Source organism: Pseudoalteromonas sp. SR45-4 (assembly GCF_014163535.1).
Lineage (GTDB): Bacteria > Pseudomonadota > Gammaproteobacteria > Enterobacterales > Alteromonadaceae > Pseudoalteromonas > Pseudoalteromonas nigrifaciens.
In genome coordinates this window covers 115763-130935 of the sequence record NZ_JACJDO010000002.1, presented here as the reverse complement: position 1 = coordinate 130935, position 15173 = coordinate 115763, and the positions used below count along the sequence as shown (strand labels likewise).

Sequence of the window (15173 nt, the reverse complement as noted above, 5' to 3'; positions counted from 1 at the left end):
ATATAAATGCACATTGGTATCATAGAAGATCATCAACTAGTAAGAGATAGCTTTAAAAAGCTACTCGAATTACAGCCAGATTGGAAAGTAATAATAGAAGCTTGCAGCGTAAATGAAGCAAAGCTTGCGGTTGAACTAGAACAACCCGATATATTTATAGTGGATATATCGCTTAACGGTAAAGAAACCGGGCTTACTTTTTTATCTTACCTTTTTGAGCATTTTCCTAACATTAAAACCATTGTTGCCTCCATGCATGACCACGAACCCTATGTGAGTAACGCTTTGCGACTTGGCGCGTTAGGTTATGTGTCAAAACGCTCGGCTTCTGAAGAATTAATAGATGCGGTTAAGTCTGTAGCTTTGGGTAAGCGCTATATAAGCGAAGATGTAAACTTTGCCCTAACCACAGAAAGTAGCGCACTTACGCTACTAACAAATCGAGAAATAGAGGCCTTACCATTATTTTCTAAGGGGCTTAATGCCAAGCAAGTAGCACAAGCATTAGGAATAATGCCTAAAACTGCTCATGTCCATAAGGCAAATATATACACTAAGCTTAACGTTACAACTTCATTCGAGCTGTTAAAAATTGCAATAGATGTAGGAGTAATACAACTAGATGAGCTTACTTAGCCTATCCCCCTCGTTTAGTTTTTTTATTACTACAGCTTTTAAACAAGTAACCAAGCAGTTACTTGTTGGGCTTGTTTATTTTGTTATATTTGCTGCAACTTTTTGGCTCAGCAAAAATCTAGAAACAGTCCCCGAAAGCAGCGCAATTTTTATTCCTGCGGGCATTAAAATTGCCTTCTTTTTACTTTTACCTACAAAGTATTGGCTAACTTTATGGGTAACATCTCGTCTTCTTGCTGCCTTTGTGGGTGCTTTTAATAATGAAGTTTTAGCTCTTGCACAATGGGATTTTAATTTATTTCATGGTTTTTGGCAGGAGCTTTGCTTTGTTGCGCTTATTTATATTTTAAAAAACAGCCGTTGGCCGCCCAGTATTAACGATAGCCAAGGTATACTTTCGTTAATATTACTGGCTGTTGCTAGTACATCTATTAAATGGTTTGTATTTGCTAGTGCGTTTGAATTTACCAATATACTGGTTGCTACAGAATTATTACAGTACCAGTTAAATATGTGCCTTGGGGATATTACCGGCACACTATTAGTCACTCCGCTAATGATGCTAATTTTTAGCGTGAGGCATAAATTAAATAAATCGCTATTACTAAAAATGATGCATTTAGGGGCTGCTTTATTGTGCCTTTTATTAATTGTAATTTTTGTATATGCACTACGCCCCGACACCTACCCGCTACTAAGGCTCGCCTCGTTATTACCCATTATTTGGTTTTCGTATAGGTTTGGCTCTTTGGGCGCTGTAACCAGTGCCACGTTAATTAATAGCTTAATTATACTCGAGGCAAGCTTTACTCATGCCCCTGAAAACACTTATATAAGCCAGTTATTCATTTTAGCAAATGCAATTACCAGTATGGTTTTAGGCGCTGCAATTACTGAACTAAAACGTAAAAATAATGAGTTATATAAAACGAACCTAGAACTCAGAAAGCAGTTAACTAAAAACACACACCTTGCGGCTAAAATGGTTAGCGTACAAGAAAATGAGCGAAAACATCTTTCTCAAGAGTTACACGACGAGTTGGGTCAAAATCTCACTGCTTTAAAAACTGACTTATCTATTTTGTCTCACATGAGTAATAAAGATACTCAGTCGTTTGTTAAAAGCTTAAAAACGAATGCCAATACCATGTACGATTCGGTATACCAATTAATGCATTACCTTCGCCCACGCGAATTAGACGAACTTGGCTTAAATAAGGCAATAACAGCCGGGCGACTAAAAAGTTTACTGCATAAGGCAAAAATTAATTTTCAGGCCGACTTTAAAATTCATAAAGCCCTGTCAAAAGATCATGAAATAGCTATTTATCGAATATGCCAAGAAGCTGTAACTAACTGTGTTAAGCATAGTAATGCCAGCAAAATGCATATAGAACTCGTAACCGATAATAATTTTATTACACTAACCATTAGTGATAATGGCAGTTTAGCAACACCTGCTAACAACTCGGGTAATTATGGTTTAGCTTTTATTGAAGAGCGCGCAATGGCATTGGGCGGAACTTTTGAAGTGTGTGTAAAAAATGGCTTTACCATTAAGGTAAAGCTTCCTTTTTACTTTGATTAGTTAGCACATTGCTTAATTTGTAAATTGCTTAGCAAATAAAAACTTGTTTAGTATAAAACTTTTGCCTTAATTGGCCTGCTTCTATATGTTCGGGATTAACTTGTATTTCAGCTTGGTTACCTATTAGCTGCAGTAGCATACCTTGTGCTATTTGGCTGTTGCCAAGCCTTGACTTTACCACCACTTGCTTGCCTATAGCGCCTTGTAATCGTGGCTTTGGCAAACTAGGTTTGCTAATTGGTTTTAACCCTTCCGACTTTGCAAATAAGTTTACGCAGTGCTGCTTAGCTGCAACTATCAAATCGTCTTTACCTTTAACCACGTCAACATTATTTAATAAATGGATAAATGCTTGATTAGCTCTATCAAACTCTGTAGACACATCAGTTAAACCCCGTATAGCTGCCCATTTTCGAATGACTATATATTTACCCTTTTTAATACGCGCTAAACTAATTGAGGCACCTGTCATTTTGCTATACCACTCAATACGATAGCAAAATGAGCCTAGGCTATGTAAAAACACCGTAATATTGCCAAATTCCTTTGTGCTTGCTTCAATTAAACTCATTTTACTTCCCTAACGTCCTAGTTAAATTGAGTTTATTAGCAAATAGCCTGGTATAAAATCATCCATATTCCTAATCCATCTAAGAAAATGGCTTAGAAAATACAAGTGGATTAATTTACGGCACTGTTAATTATTTTATGCCTGTCCCTTTATTTGTCTTAAAGAACATTGAACAATAAACTTTTCAATTGTTAGAATGCCCACCTATTTCCCCATCAAGAGACACAATGGCAAACTTCAATACTCATCTTAATACTGCGCTAATCATCACAGGCTTAGCCTCAGCCACCTTATTATCTGCAGGACATATTAATTTAAAGGGCGCGCTTTGGTTATGGTTTTTAGGCTCAATCGGCGGTTTATTACCAGATATAGATTCAGATAACTCCACATCACTCGACACTGTTTTTAACTTATTTGCACTGAGCGCTGTATTACTGGTACTGCATTACATAACCACTGAGCTAATTATTAAAATTAGTTTTATCGAGTTAATTGTCGTGCCGTTATTGGTTTACGGATTTATGAAATATATTATTAGACCACTTTTTGAATGGATCACAGTACATAGAGGCAGTTGCCACTCTTTACTATTTATACTGCTATGCGCGCTATTAACAACACAAGTAACATGGGAACTGAATGATCAATCAACCCCACAAGCAGCCACCTTTGCCTGGTTAACGGGTGGGTTTATTTTACTCGGAGGATTAATTCATTTATTGCTGGATGAAATTTACAGTGTAGATTTAAATAATGTCACAATTAAACGCTCTTTCGGGACCGCTCTAAAAATAGCTGACTTCGATAATAAATTAATTACATTATCATCGATTGTTGCCATTGCAGGTTTAATCTATGTTGCCCCTCCTACAAAACAAACTATCACAGCGTTAAGTGATTGGTCTCACTTTAGATTTCAATCTTTAAAAATTAGATTTTAAGCCCTCTATACGCATAATAATACGCATAGCGAAATCAAGTGAATAACATTGACACCCACCCTAGTTTTTCAAAGTGATTAGCGTGGGTGTCATCATAATTTTATTCTTTGTGTTTGCTTCAATAAAACTCATTTCACCTAGGGAAACAGTTTATAAAATACCAGGATTTAATAAACTGTTGATTATTTTATGCCTGTCCCTTTATTTTTGCCATGTCCCTTTATTTTTGTTTATTTTTTTCTGCAGCGAAACGTAGCCAACTGTTACGTGTCCTTGTTGATTTTCTTGTTAGTTTTCGATTACTGAAAGCCTAAAGATATTTGCTGCACGTAGCTTGCCCATGATTTGTAACACCTTACAGATGCATGGCTAAAATTAGGCGCTTCAGACGTGACATCTAGCTTTTCTTTAAGAAGGTACATAGTTTGTGCGATATTCCTAACATAACAATATTTATCATGATTTGGAACTATATTAGAGTCTATGAAACCTCTCGCTATATTTTTAGGCCCTCTATGTAAATTACCTTTCCAAAATCCATTTTCTCTATCATTTGAAGCACTGATGACTCCACTTTCAAAATCATAAGACCATTCATTAAAATCACTTTTTAAGTGCTCAAAAAGCTCATTTGAAATAATGAAAATATCTAAATCAGAACCGTCCCCAAATGGCTTCCCCATTTTATGAGGTGCTAATGACTGTCCTAATCTTGCACTGCCAGTAACATTCAATTCTTTTGGATCAATATTTAGCCTTGAGCCAACCCATGAACGAATAGATTCATAAATTCCGGGGCAATCTTTAAATGCGAATGGAATACCCTCTGACAACCACTGCCTTGCGATGGCTTGTCTTGCTGATTCTCCGCCATTCTTTGCAACTTCTGATATTAATTTTGCTTCTGGATAGGGAGATACCACATCCCTTAAATAGCTTGATATTTTAAATGGTTCCATTGTGCTCTTTAGAATTGAATTGGTTAAATCGATTGATAATATGTTTAGCTCGTATATCAATAGCTCTAAGCTTCATATTTTTATTAAATCTCGGCTCGGGATATTTTAGTCTTGCAACTATCGAAGCTGCTTCATAATTAGATAGAGCACTTTTATCCAGATCTAAAATTTTACAAGTTTGTTCAAGTCCATGCATATTCCATCCAAAATATGCAATATTTAGATAAAGTTTTAATATTTCTTTTCTTTCAAGAGATAAGGTTAATCGTGTGGCTAAATAAATTTCTTTAAATTTACGTTGAGGGCTTATTTCATAGCGTTTAGTAATTGTTCTCACTAATTGCATTGCTATTGTAGAGCCACCTTCTCGTCGGTTACAAAATGCGGTTCTCCAAAATGCTCTAACTAAGCCAATTGGATCAACACCAAAGTGTAACCAGAAACGGTGATCTTCTCCTGCAACTAGCAACTCTAATAAGTTATCAGAAAACACTATTCCCGTATTTTCTGCTCTTATTTCATCAATACTCTTTATGAGCTGATTCCATTCATATTTAAACTTCATTTATGACTGACCACTATCCCAAGAAAACTAACGCCACAATAAGCGGACTAAAATTGTGGGTTATAATGTGTAGCGGATCTAAACGTAACCCACTGTTTTAATTTCGTTTAATTACCTTTTTATAAAGATTGCATATGAGCTAATTCATCTTTAATTGGTATGATTTGTTCATATAACCGATGATATGCCTTACCAACAGCACCACGAAATTGAACAAGTGTTGGAGGGTTTTCACCAATATTCATAATATGGTCTTGTGCAATACCAGGGTAAGGATCAATAAATATCACCTCCGACATGCCTAATTGATATGCTTTTTTAGCACAAAGTTCACAAGGGCTTGCCGTAGTATATAACTTTCCACCTTCGATACCTGAGCTACCATATTTAGCCAGCTGTAAAAAAGCATTTTCTTCTGCATGTAATGCTCTTGTATGTACTTGATTACTTTTTTTATCTAAGCTGTTATGAATATCTTTAAAGCAATACGATAGATTATGCCCCTCGAATATTTTAGTTCTTCCATTTATTTCTTTTATTTTTAATAACTGCTCGTTAGCTTTAAGTCGGAATTTTTGATTAGTTCTCTCGTAATTACTATATGTTTTAGGATCAAACTCTTCAATTAAACCATCTAATGAACGCATAGAACATGGCACTTGTCCTTTTGCCACATCATTCCACCCGACGGCTTTAATTGAATTATTAGAATCGGTTACTACAGCTCCTACCTGCCTAGAGATACAACCAGAATTCATCTTCATAGTATACGCAACTTGCATTACCCGCTCCATTGCCGAAGGAGGTATTAAGCCAGGGTGTTGCATTAAAGCAACGTACCAAACAATTTGTGCTTTTAAAATATTATTATTATCAAATTCATTTTTAGGGTTAAAAATGTGAATGTCAGAAATTTCTATACATTTTTTAACATTTTGGGTTGTAAACTCTACAAAATCACCTTGTGACTTCCCTGATTCAATCTTTTCTATTGCATCAATTTGATCGGCAGAAAATTTATGTAATTTTTGCATATACTTACTACGGTGTTCATCTGGTGCATTTATTGAAACTAGGTGAAATGCGGCATACCTATCTTTGAAGAATTTTGCTTCGTAAGGATTTCTTATGGCATCTATGACAATATATGCTTTATCTTTAGTAGCCACGCGAATCATTTTAATAGTTCTATTTATAGTCTCTGGTAAATTAAATACACAGGTTGGATTGAACTCTGCTTTTTCAAACGCGTTTTGTACTACGCCTGTTTTTCTTATTGAGTTCCCTCCTGCTTGATAAGTCGATACATATAAACCTAGACTTAATTCATCTAATTCCTTTTTAAAATCACGAGTAAATTTTCTTATTAATTTTAAAATTCGGATGAAATCTTTAGCCTTCTCTTTAGTTACTAGAAAGTCTTCAGAGTGATCTAACAAACTCAAAATTAAATCTTTATGATTGGTTACTAACCTATTCTTGCTGAAAACACCACTCTTTAGCTTTTCATACAAAATATTTTCATCTAAGGAATTTTTATTATAACTACAAATAAACTTTGCTAGATGTTCTGCAGATAACGTCAAAAAATATATAGAAATTAAATCACTAACTTTTATTGAGTAAAAATTATGCCAATGCTGCTCCGCATAATTTTTAACGATTTTATAGCGCTTGGCATCTAAACCCTCATAGAAGTTATTTAGATTTTCTACAGAAGGAAAACTCGGTGACTTATTTTCTAATATATTTGCCGCTGTTGTGCAACCTGATCCTGTTCTTCCTGTCAAACCTACTAATATGAATTGGCTATTTTCCATAAATAACTGACTGATAAATTGTTCGTTTTTCATATTTCTCTCGTTGATTAAGACTAAAAATTAGAATTGCTTTATAACAGCTTATTGAACACCACTTTTGGGGGTTATAACCCCTAAAACGGCATATATTACGTTGCTCGATAACCAAACAACTTACTTATAAACAAGTAGTTACAATTGCTATTTTGTAACCTTTGTTATTTAACCCTAAAACGACTTTTAATAATGTTATGGGACAAAACCTACAACACTGTATTTATATACAGCGTTAAATTAAATCTATTTTTTATAAAAACGCATCTGCAATCATCACCTATTTAAAACCTTGAATCATTTTCACAAGGTACCCCGTCGTTATCGCCATCCATTTTTGTATTCGGGCAGTTATTAATAAAGAATACAGCTTCGGCTCGTGAGGTCATTTGGCTACAGTGTTGCCTGCCATCACATGTAAAGTTTTGGGTGCTTTTAGGAATAACTATCTTTGGGTATTTTTCATCAAAGGTGGCTAAATCGGCATTGGTAATAACGGGGGTGTTGTTTTTATTGCCTGTATGAGTGTTTGCGAAGTACCTATTGTATGCGCTAAAACCTATGCTTAATATAATTACCAGCGCAACAAGGTTAGCTAAAGTGCTCGACTTCTTTTTTGCTTTACTCATTTTAAAGGGTTTATTAAAAGTAGCTGTTTTTTCTAGTTTGGTTTCTACTTTGCTTTCGATTACGCCTTCAATGCGGCAGTTTACGGCTTTGCTTTTACCATTGGGATCAGTAGCTACCTCAAAATAGATGGTGTCGCCTACTTTGGGTTTGCGGTTCATGTGTTTAAGCGAAGATATGTGTATAAAGGTGTCGTGTGCAACGCTGCTAGATTTAATAAAGCCATAGCCTCGGTTGTCGTTCCACGACGTTAACAATCCTTTGTTCATTGGTGTTCCTGATTTTTATACTTTTTATTAGTTATTTGTTTTTTATTTGTTACTTATGCAAACTATACGTTTCTAAAAGTGTTCGGTAAACTTATTTTAAGTTATTTTAAAATTAAACTACTTATAGCCATTAGCTTGGCGGTATTTTAATTAACTAATTATTGAATAGTGATTGAATAACGAATGAATTACATGAGGTGGTTTTAATTTGCGGTGCTGTTGATTATGATGGCGCTAGAAATACTTAATAAGTCAGTTGTGCTTTAAATTTTTTAGTAAGGATCATCTTATGTCTAGCTATAACGAATCTCCAGAGCAAGTTACTAAAGCAACCGAAGGTTATGTAATGCAGCAAACTATGCTGCGAATTAAAGACCCAAAACCTTCATTAGCATTTTATGAAAACGTATTAGGTATGAAGTTGTTGGGCAAATATGACTTTCCTGGTATGAAGTTTACCCTGTACTTTTTAGGTTACGAGCAACAACTGCCTGAGGGCGATGATAAAACCAAAGCTGAATGGGTGTTTCGCCGCCCTGCACTAATTGAGCTTACCCATAATTGGGGCACAGAAAACGACGATAGCTTTGCAGGCTATGTAAGTGGTAACGAAGAGCCAAAAGGCTTTGGCCATATTGGTATTAGCGTACCCGATGTATACGCCGCGTGCGAACGTTTTACAAAATACGATGTGGAGTTTGTAAAAAAACCAGACGATGGCTCGATGAAAGGTTTGGCGTTTATTAAAGACCCCGACGGCTATTGGATTGAAATACTCTCGGCCGAGGGCATTACCGAAATTATTATGTCTCAGTAATAACTAGACTGTATGTATGTTTTAAATTATAAAGCCAGCAGCTAAGCTGGCTTTATTGTTTGTAGGCGTTGTTAATTAAACTTAGTTTATTTAGGAGCGTTTCGCTGTGAGGGATCTTTATTAAAGCTGCTTAATACTTCAGTTGGGTTTTGAGTTAGTTTTTGCTGTTGAGCAGCCTCTGCCCACCAGGCTAATTGGGTAAATGTACGTGAGAAGTAATTAAACCAAGAGTCTTGTTCACTTTGATCATTGAACGAGCCATATTCAGTCATTACCTCTTGCGCTTTTGGTACATGGATCATTGCTGATACGGGTAAGCAGCCTAATTCACTTAAAAAGTTACGCATACCCATTGCGGCGCGCATACCACCCCATTGCCCAGCAGAGTAAGTAACAATAGCGCTGGGTTTGTACGAAAACAGTGAGCTGCCAAAATGGTTTAATAAGTTGGCCAGTGCTGGGCTCATAGAATGGTTGTACTCTGGGCTGATCATAATGTAGCCATCGGCTGCGGCAATTTTGTCGGCTAGGGTATTTAGCTGCTCGGGAGCTTTACTTTTTGGATAAGCAAAGTGTGGTTTAAATACCGGTTCGAGCGGGTAATCTAGCGCGTCGATTAGCTCTATTTCGTGTGTACTAAATTGGCTTTGCAAACACGCTATACATGCTTGAGCTACGCGCTCGCCAAGCCTTGCTGGTTTAGGTGGTGTGCTATTGCGTACTGTGCCTAAAAATACTAAAAACTTCATGTATATTCCCTCGTTGTTTAAATTACTTTTTTAGGATTGCTAATTAAGCTCAGGGCTGTATAGCCTGTGCAGCAAGCTCTGCAAGTACATTGGTAAGCTTTGTAGCAACAGCGCATTGCCCTGCACCATGGCGCTTAACTAAATAGCTAGGATCGTTGTAGCTCAACCATACTTTTGCATTGGCGTCTTGCCAAACAAGTGCTTTAAGCGGTAAATCAATCCCCATTGTTTGCGCGCACTGCATTAAAGGAGTACCGCCTTGTGGATTACCAAATATAATAACTTCGGTATAGCCAAGCTGCTGCCCTACTTTTTTAGCCCCTGCGGCGTGATCAATACGTGCAAAAATTGTTAGTCCTTTATTTTTAGCCAGTAGCTCAAACTTATTCATAGTGGCTTTGGCGCTTTGCTGGCTTTGTAGTGTTATTAGGCCGTTTGTTGCTTTAGCCGGAAAAAACACAAAAAGTAACGCAAATACAAAAGTGGTGCTTAATAGTTTCATGTATAAACTCTGGTTTGGTTAAACATATGAGCAACCAACTTAGCATGTAATTTAGCCACAAAAAAGCCAGCGGTTAAGCTGGCTTGGTATATATGCAATAACTTTGCGCTAAAACATTATTTACGCAGTGCGTCTATACGGGCGTCAAGCGGTGGGTGCGACGAAAACAACTCAGCCATACCTTTACCACTGGCAATACCAAACGCCATCATTGAGCCTTCTAGTTGCGAAGGATGATTTTGCTTTAATCGCTCAAGGGCTGAACGCATTTTGTCTGCGCCTACTAGTTTGGCAGCGCCGCTGTCGGCAGCAAACTCACGTTGGCGGCTGTAATAAGCCACTATAACGCTGGCTAAAATGCCAAAAATTACTTGAAACAACATATCGAACAGGAAGTAGGTCCAGCTGTTGCCGCCCTCTTGTTCATCGTTGTTACTGTTTATAAAGTTATCTACTATGCCTGCTAGCACTTTAGCGGCAAATATAACAAAGGTGTTTACCACGCCTTGTATAAGTGTAAGCGTTACCATGTCGCCATTAGCAATATGCGATACTTCGTGGGCAAGTACGGCTTCGGCTTGATCTTGGCTCATGCTGTGTAATAAACCTGTGCTTACTGCCACTAGTGAGTTGTTTTTACTTGGGCCGGTGGCAAATGCGTTCATTTCTGGGCTGTCGTAAATGGCCACTTCTGGCATTTTAATGCCGGCTTTTTGCGCTTGTGCTGCAACCGTAGTTACTAGCCAATGTTCGGTTTCGTTACGTGGTTGGGTAATAACATGTGCGCCGGTTGATTTTTTAGCCATCCATTTCGACATAAATAACGAAATAAACGAGCCACCAAAACCAAACACAGTGGCAATCATTAGCATACCGCCTAAGCTACGGTTGCTTAGTCCAAATACACTCATCACTATTGAAAGCACTACACCTAATACCAACATAACCGCGAGGTTTGTTAGTAAAAATAAAAAAACACGTTTCATACTTGTCCTCAAAAAATAATATCGATTGCGGTACTATTAATATGTTTAGTGCGTTTGGCACTAAATTGATTAAAAGCAATCACTGCGTTATGACACAGTATGTCACAACGTCAGCGCTATTCTGTGACAAACTATGTCGTAAAACAAGTGTTTTTTATGTGTTTAGTGCGAAATTTTCTAGCAATGTTTTATATATTTGTAATTTAGGGGTTTGCTCACTGTATGGGCTTATTGCCAGTATAGGGAAGGGTAAACGTAATTTAAGTGAATCAAGATTAGCTTGGTACTCGTCCATGTTTGGCTCAACCTGATTTGCAATCCAGCCAATGCAATTTATACCCATACTTTGCATATGTGCAGCCGTAAGTAGCGCATGATTTAAGCAGCCTAACTTTATACCTACTACCAATATTACCGGCAGTTGCTCTGCTTTAACCCAATTGTATAAATAATCTGTGTTGCTTATAGGCAGCGCCCAGCCACCAGCACCTTCGGTAAGTATATAATCGGCACCTTGCTGTTTTACGTTTTTATACGCGCTGCTTAGCTTATCTGCAGTAATAGTAACCCCTGCTTGCTCGGCGGCTATGTGCGGGGCAATAGCAGGTGCAAAGGCAAACGGATTAATTATATCGTACTTGGCACTTACCGTTGCGCTTTCCATTAATATTAGTGCATCGGCATTTACTAGCTGATCAAACGCCATTTCGCAGCCAGACGCGAGCGGTTTAAAACCAATTGCTTGCTTTTTATGTTGGGCAAGTAGCTTTAGTAATAAACTGGTAACGTGGGTTTTTCCGGCGTCGGTGTCGGTGCCGGTAATAAAAAATTCTTTCATGGCGTTATTTACCTTTGCTGTTTTATTTAACTGGTTTTTATTTAACTGTTTTTTTGCAAAGTGCTAATAGCATAACGTGATACGACACGTGCGCTTTATTATTTTTAAGCGGATATGCGCTGCATACCTGCTGCAAAGCGTGCTTAGTTAACAAGCCTCTGCGCGTATTACTGTGATTTTGCGCTGTAGCACCTATGGCCTTAATAGAGCGAATGGCATTTAATGGCGATGTAAACTCATCGCTATACAGGGCTTTTTGTATTGTATTAATAGTAAACCCAGACTTTTGGACTGATTGGTTTATATACTGTTCGCTATTAAAGGTATTTATATGGCTGTTGTTATCAAGTGCGCTAAATGCGGTTTTTATCTCGTTAAGCGAGCCTTCAATAACGCAGCTAATATAGGCTTGCCCGCCTGGTTTGAGCGCAGTATAAAGCGATTTTAATAATTGAGCAAAATCGGCCGACCATTGCACTGCAAAGTTACTGTAAATAATATCAATACTATTGGCTTGCAGCGGTAGATTATCCATATCGGCGCATAGCCGTGGCGTATTTAGTGCGCTGCTTTGTAGCATGTTTAAACTAAGATCCATGGCAATAACGCTGCCAAATAATGTTTGCAAAGTATGTGTATTAACTAATGGCCCTGCGCCTAAGTCGATACACAGTTTGGCTTTATTACTGCTATTTGCATTCGCTTTTATAAGTTTAAATAAATCATCTGCGGCTTGTTTTTGCACATTAGCATGGTGGTTATAACTGCTGGCTGCTTTTGAAAATTTACTCTGCGCCCCTTTTTTAAGGCTACAGCTTGGTAATAATATAGGCCCTGCTGATAATGATTGTATATTTAACGGCTGCCTATTTGGCTCTGTATTTAATGGCTGTGTAGTTATAGAAGCAGCATTTAAAAATGTTTGAGCAATCATACTAATGCACCTACTAAGCTATTAACTAAATGGTTAATGTCGTGCTTTGTATGCGCTGCGCTGAGTGTAATTCGCAAACGTGCGGTGTTATGAGCAACGGTTGGCGGGCGAATAGCAGTAAGCCAAACACCGTATTCTTTAAGTTTACTAGCCACGTTTAAGGTGTGCTCGGCGCAGCCTAAAACAATGGGCTGAATAGCGGTACTTGACTCCATTACGGCAATATTATGTTGTTTAGCAAGTTGCTTAAAGTAGCTAATATTTGCCTTTAATTTAGCGCGTTTATCATCTGCGGTTTTAATCGCTTTAATACGTGCAAGAGTAAGCCCTGCAATAAGCGGCGACATAGCCGTGGAGTAAGTGTAATCGCGATTAAATTGCAGCATGTAATCAATAAAATGTTTACTGCCTAATACACACGCGCCGCTACTGGCTACCGCTTTGCCAAAAGTAATAACCAGTAACTCAGGTAGTTGCTCGGTATTAAGCGCCTCGCAGCTTCCTAATCCGGTTTTACCTAATACGCCAAAACCATGAGCGTCGTCTATCATTAGCCAAGCATTGTGCTGTTTGGCTAACGCCAGTAGCTCGCTAAGTGGCGCTTTGTCGCCATCCATCGAAAATACACCTTCGCTTATAATTAGCTTATGTTTGGCTGTTGATTTTTCTAAGCGGGCGCGTAAATGGTTCATGTCGTTATGATTAAAACGGATTAAAGCGGCGTTAGCATGCAGTGCGCCGTCTATTAGGCTGGCATGATTAAGCTTATCTTGAAAAACAGCACTGTGCTGCGCTACGGTTTTATCTTGAAACAGCGCTTTTATTACACTGCTATTAGCACTAAAGCCCGAGCTAAACAGCATAGCGGCTTCGTAACCTAACTGTGCGCATAAATACTGCTCTAGTGCGTGTTGCTGAACTTGATAACCGGTAACTAACGCTGAGCTGTGACTCCCTAATGCCGGTAATTCATTTAAAGCAATTGCGTTATCGCCAAAGCCTAAGTAGTCGTTACTGGCAAAATTAAGATAGGTTTTGTTATTAATAGTAATTTTGCGCGCCGTAGCATGCTGTACTTGGTGGCGTTTACGCAGTAGCGCATCGTGCAAGCAAGCTTGCAGATGCGTATTTATAAATTCAAATGACATTTGGCTGTGTTTACCTAGGCTTAGTTATAGCTTAGTTATTACTTAGTTATAATTATGGTTATGCTTCGTAAAATAACTTAGACGTTGCTTTGTCGGCCACTTGCGATGAAAGCGACGCGGCTACGGCTTCATCTGAATAGTCGTGACGAGTTTCTGGGTTCATCCCTAACTTTTTAATTAAGGCCATATCGGCATCGGCATCTGGGTTTTCGGTGGTAAGCAGTTTGTCGCCATAAAATATAGAGTTAGCACCTGCAAAAAAGCACATTGACTGCATTTGCTCGTTCATGGCGTTGCGCCCTGCCGACAAACGCACATAGCTTTGCGGCATCATAATGCGCGCGGTTGCAATTGTGCGTATAAACTCAAAATGATCTAAGTCATCTACGTTTTCAAGCGGTGTGCCTTTAACTTTAACCAGCATATTAATGGGTACGCTTTCTGGTTGTTGATCTAAGTTGGCCAGTTGCATTAATAAGCCATAGCGATCGGCTGCTTGCTCGCCCATACCTACAATACCGCCCGAACATACTTTCATACCCGCGTCGCGTACATTGCCTATGGTATCTAGGCGGTCTTGAAAAGTTCGGGTAGATATAATTTGCTCGTAATACTCAGGTGAGGTGTCAAGGTTATGGTTGTAGTAGTCAAGCCCAGCATTGCGTAGTTCGTGGGCTTTTTCGTTATTAAGCATGCCTAGGGTCATACAGGTTTCTAGGCCAAGCTCTTTTACTTCTTTAACCATTTGCGAAATATACGGCATGTCTCTGTCTTTTGGATCTGACCACGCGGCACCCATACAAAAACGAGTTGCGCCTTTTTGCTTGGCTAAACGCGCTTGTTCTACTACTTTTTCTACCTCGATTAGGCGTTCGCGTTCTAAATCGGTTCGGTAATGCCCAGACTGCGGGCAATATTTACAATCTTCTGGGCAGGCACCGGTTTTAATCGATAATAAAGTAGAAATTTGCACTTCATTTGGGTTGAAATTAGCACGATGAACCGATGCGGCTTTAAATAGTAAATCGTTAAATGGCATTTCAAATATTGCTTTAACTTCACTGTGGGTCCAGTTGTGACGAACAGGTGCAAGTTCCATAGTTTTCTACTCTCTTTATTTTTTCATAACGGTGATATTGGCTTAGTCTACTTCTTGAAGTACCATTGTCAACGAACCAAAGCCAACT

General features: G+C 38.3%; 16 protein-coding genes. 4 read left to right on the top strand and 12 right to left on the bottom strand.

Translation table 11 applies throughout. The annotated features are described in order from the left end of the window. Positions 1-6: 6 nt before the first annotated feature. Positions 7-636, top strand: a complete 630-nt coding sequence (locus H5058_RS01765) for a response regulator transcription factor (protein WP_089368324.1) — start codon at positions 7-9, stop codon at positions 634-636. After that, positions 623-2224: an MASE1 domain-containing protein gene (locus H5058_RS01760; RefSeq protein WP_011328270.1), complete on the top strand. Its 1602-nt coding sequence runs from the start codon at positions 623-625 to the stop codon at positions 2222-2224. Before H5058_RS01765 ends, H5058_RS01760 begins: the two co-directional genes overlap by 14 nt. A gap of 28 nt (positions 2225-2252) precedes the next feature. Here H5058_RS01760 and H5058_RS01755 read toward each other — a convergent pair whose 3' ends face one another. Next, positions 2253-2795, bottom strand: a complete 543-nt coding sequence (locus tag H5058_RS01755) for a hypothetical protein (RefSeq protein WP_011328271.1) — start codon at positions 2793-2795, stop codon at positions 2253-2255. A gap of 227 nt (positions 2796-3022) precedes the next feature. Between H5058_RS01755 and H5058_RS01750 the strand changes: the two genes are divergently transcribed. Then, complete coding sequence (locus tag H5058_RS01750; RefSeq protein ID WP_182676672.1) at positions 3023-3739, top strand: metal-dependent hydrolase; 717 nt, start codon at positions 3023-3025, stop codon at positions 3737-3739. 299 nt (positions 3740-4038) lie between these two features. Here H5058_RS01750 and H5058_RS01745 read toward each other — a convergent pair whose 3' ends face one another. The 4 genes from H5058_RS01745 to H5058_RS01730 form a co-directional block, all read right to left on the bottom strand. Beyond that, complete coding sequence (locus tag H5058_RS01745) at positions 4039-4698, bottom strand: hypothetical protein (protein WP_220485769.1); 660 nt, start codon at positions 4696-4698, stop codon at positions 4039-4041. Next, positions 4685-5263, bottom strand: coding sequence for a biosynthetic peptidoglycan transglycosylase (locus tag H5058_RS01740; protein WP_182676670.1), 579 nt, complete (start codon positions 5261-5263; stop codon positions 4685-4687). Before H5058_RS01740 ends, H5058_RS01745 begins: the two co-directional genes overlap by 14 nt. Before the next feature lie 119 nt (positions 5264-5382). Beyond that, the gene (locus H5058_RS01735; RefSeq protein ID WP_182676668.1) at positions 5383-7116 is read right to left on the bottom strand and encodes an anti-phage dCTP deaminase; all 1734 of its coding nucleotides are present in this window, start codon (positions 7114-7116) and stop codon (positions 5383-5385) included. 284 nt (positions 7117-7400) lie between these two features. Beyond that, positions 7401-8012 (bottom strand): excalibur calcium-binding domain-containing protein, encoded by a 612-nt coding sequence (locus tag H5058_RS01730; protein WP_182676666.1) that lies wholly within the window; start codon positions 8010-8012, stop codon positions 7401-7403. A gap of 289 nt (positions 8013-8301) precedes the next feature. Here H5058_RS01730 and gloA point away from each other — a divergent pair, with 289 nt between their 5' ends. Further along, complete coding sequence (gloA, locus tag H5058_RS01725; RefSeq protein ID WP_182676664.1) at positions 8302-8829, top strand: lactoylglutathione lyase; 528 nt, start codon at positions 8302-8304, stop codon at positions 8827-8829. Positions 8830-8915: 86 nt separating this feature from the next. On the opposite strand, the gene H5058_RS01720 is transcribed toward gloA, so the two are convergent. The 7 genes from H5058_RS01720 to bioB all read right to left on the bottom strand — a co-directional run bounded on the left by H5058_RS01720 (position 8916) and on the right by bioB (position 15085). Continuing rightward, positions 8916-9578: an NADPH-dependent FMN reductase gene (locus H5058_RS01720; protein ID WP_182676662.1), complete on the bottom strand. Its 663-nt coding sequence runs from the start codon at positions 9576-9578 to the stop codon at positions 8916-8918. A gap of 49 nt (positions 9579-9627) precedes the next feature. Beyond that, positions 9628-10080, bottom strand: coding sequence for a DUF302 domain-containing protein (locus H5058_RS01715; protein ID WP_182676660.1), 453 nt, complete (start codon positions 10078-10080; stop codon positions 9628-9630). 116 nt (positions 10081-10196) lie between these two features. After that, on the bottom strand, positions 10197-11066 hold the full coding sequence (gene htpX / locus H5058_RS01710) for a protease HtpX (protein ID WP_089368331.1): 870 nt from the start codon (positions 11064-11066) through the stop codon (positions 10197-10199). A 154-nt stretch (positions 11067-11220) separates the two neighbouring features. Further along, a complete protein-coding gene (gene bioD, locus H5058_RS01705) occupies positions 11221-11904 on the bottom strand; it encodes a dethiobiotin synthase (RefSeq protein ID WP_089368332.1) in 684 nt (227 codons plus the stop codon). A gap of 37 nt (positions 11905-11941) precedes the next feature. Further along, positions 11942-12838, bottom strand: coding sequence for a methyltransferase domain-containing protein (locus tag H5058_RS01700; RefSeq protein WP_089368333.1), 897 nt, complete (start codon positions 12836-12838; stop codon positions 11942-11944). After that, positions 12835-13986 carry an 8-amino-7-oxononanoate synthase gene (locus H5058_RS01695; RefSeq protein WP_182676658.1) on the bottom strand — a complete coding sequence of 384 codons (1152 nt, stop codon included), beginning with the start codon at positions 13984-13986 and terminating at the stop codon, positions 12835-12837. Before H5058_RS01695 ends, H5058_RS01700 begins: the two co-directional genes overlap by 4 nt. 58 nt (positions 13987-14044) lie before the next feature. Then, on the bottom strand, positions 14045-15085 hold the full coding sequence (gene bioB / locus H5058_RS01690; RefSeq protein ID WP_182676656.1) for a biotin synthase BioB: 1041 nt from the start codon (positions 15083-15085) through the stop codon (positions 14045-14047). Positions 15086-15173 lie beyond the last annotated feature (88 nt).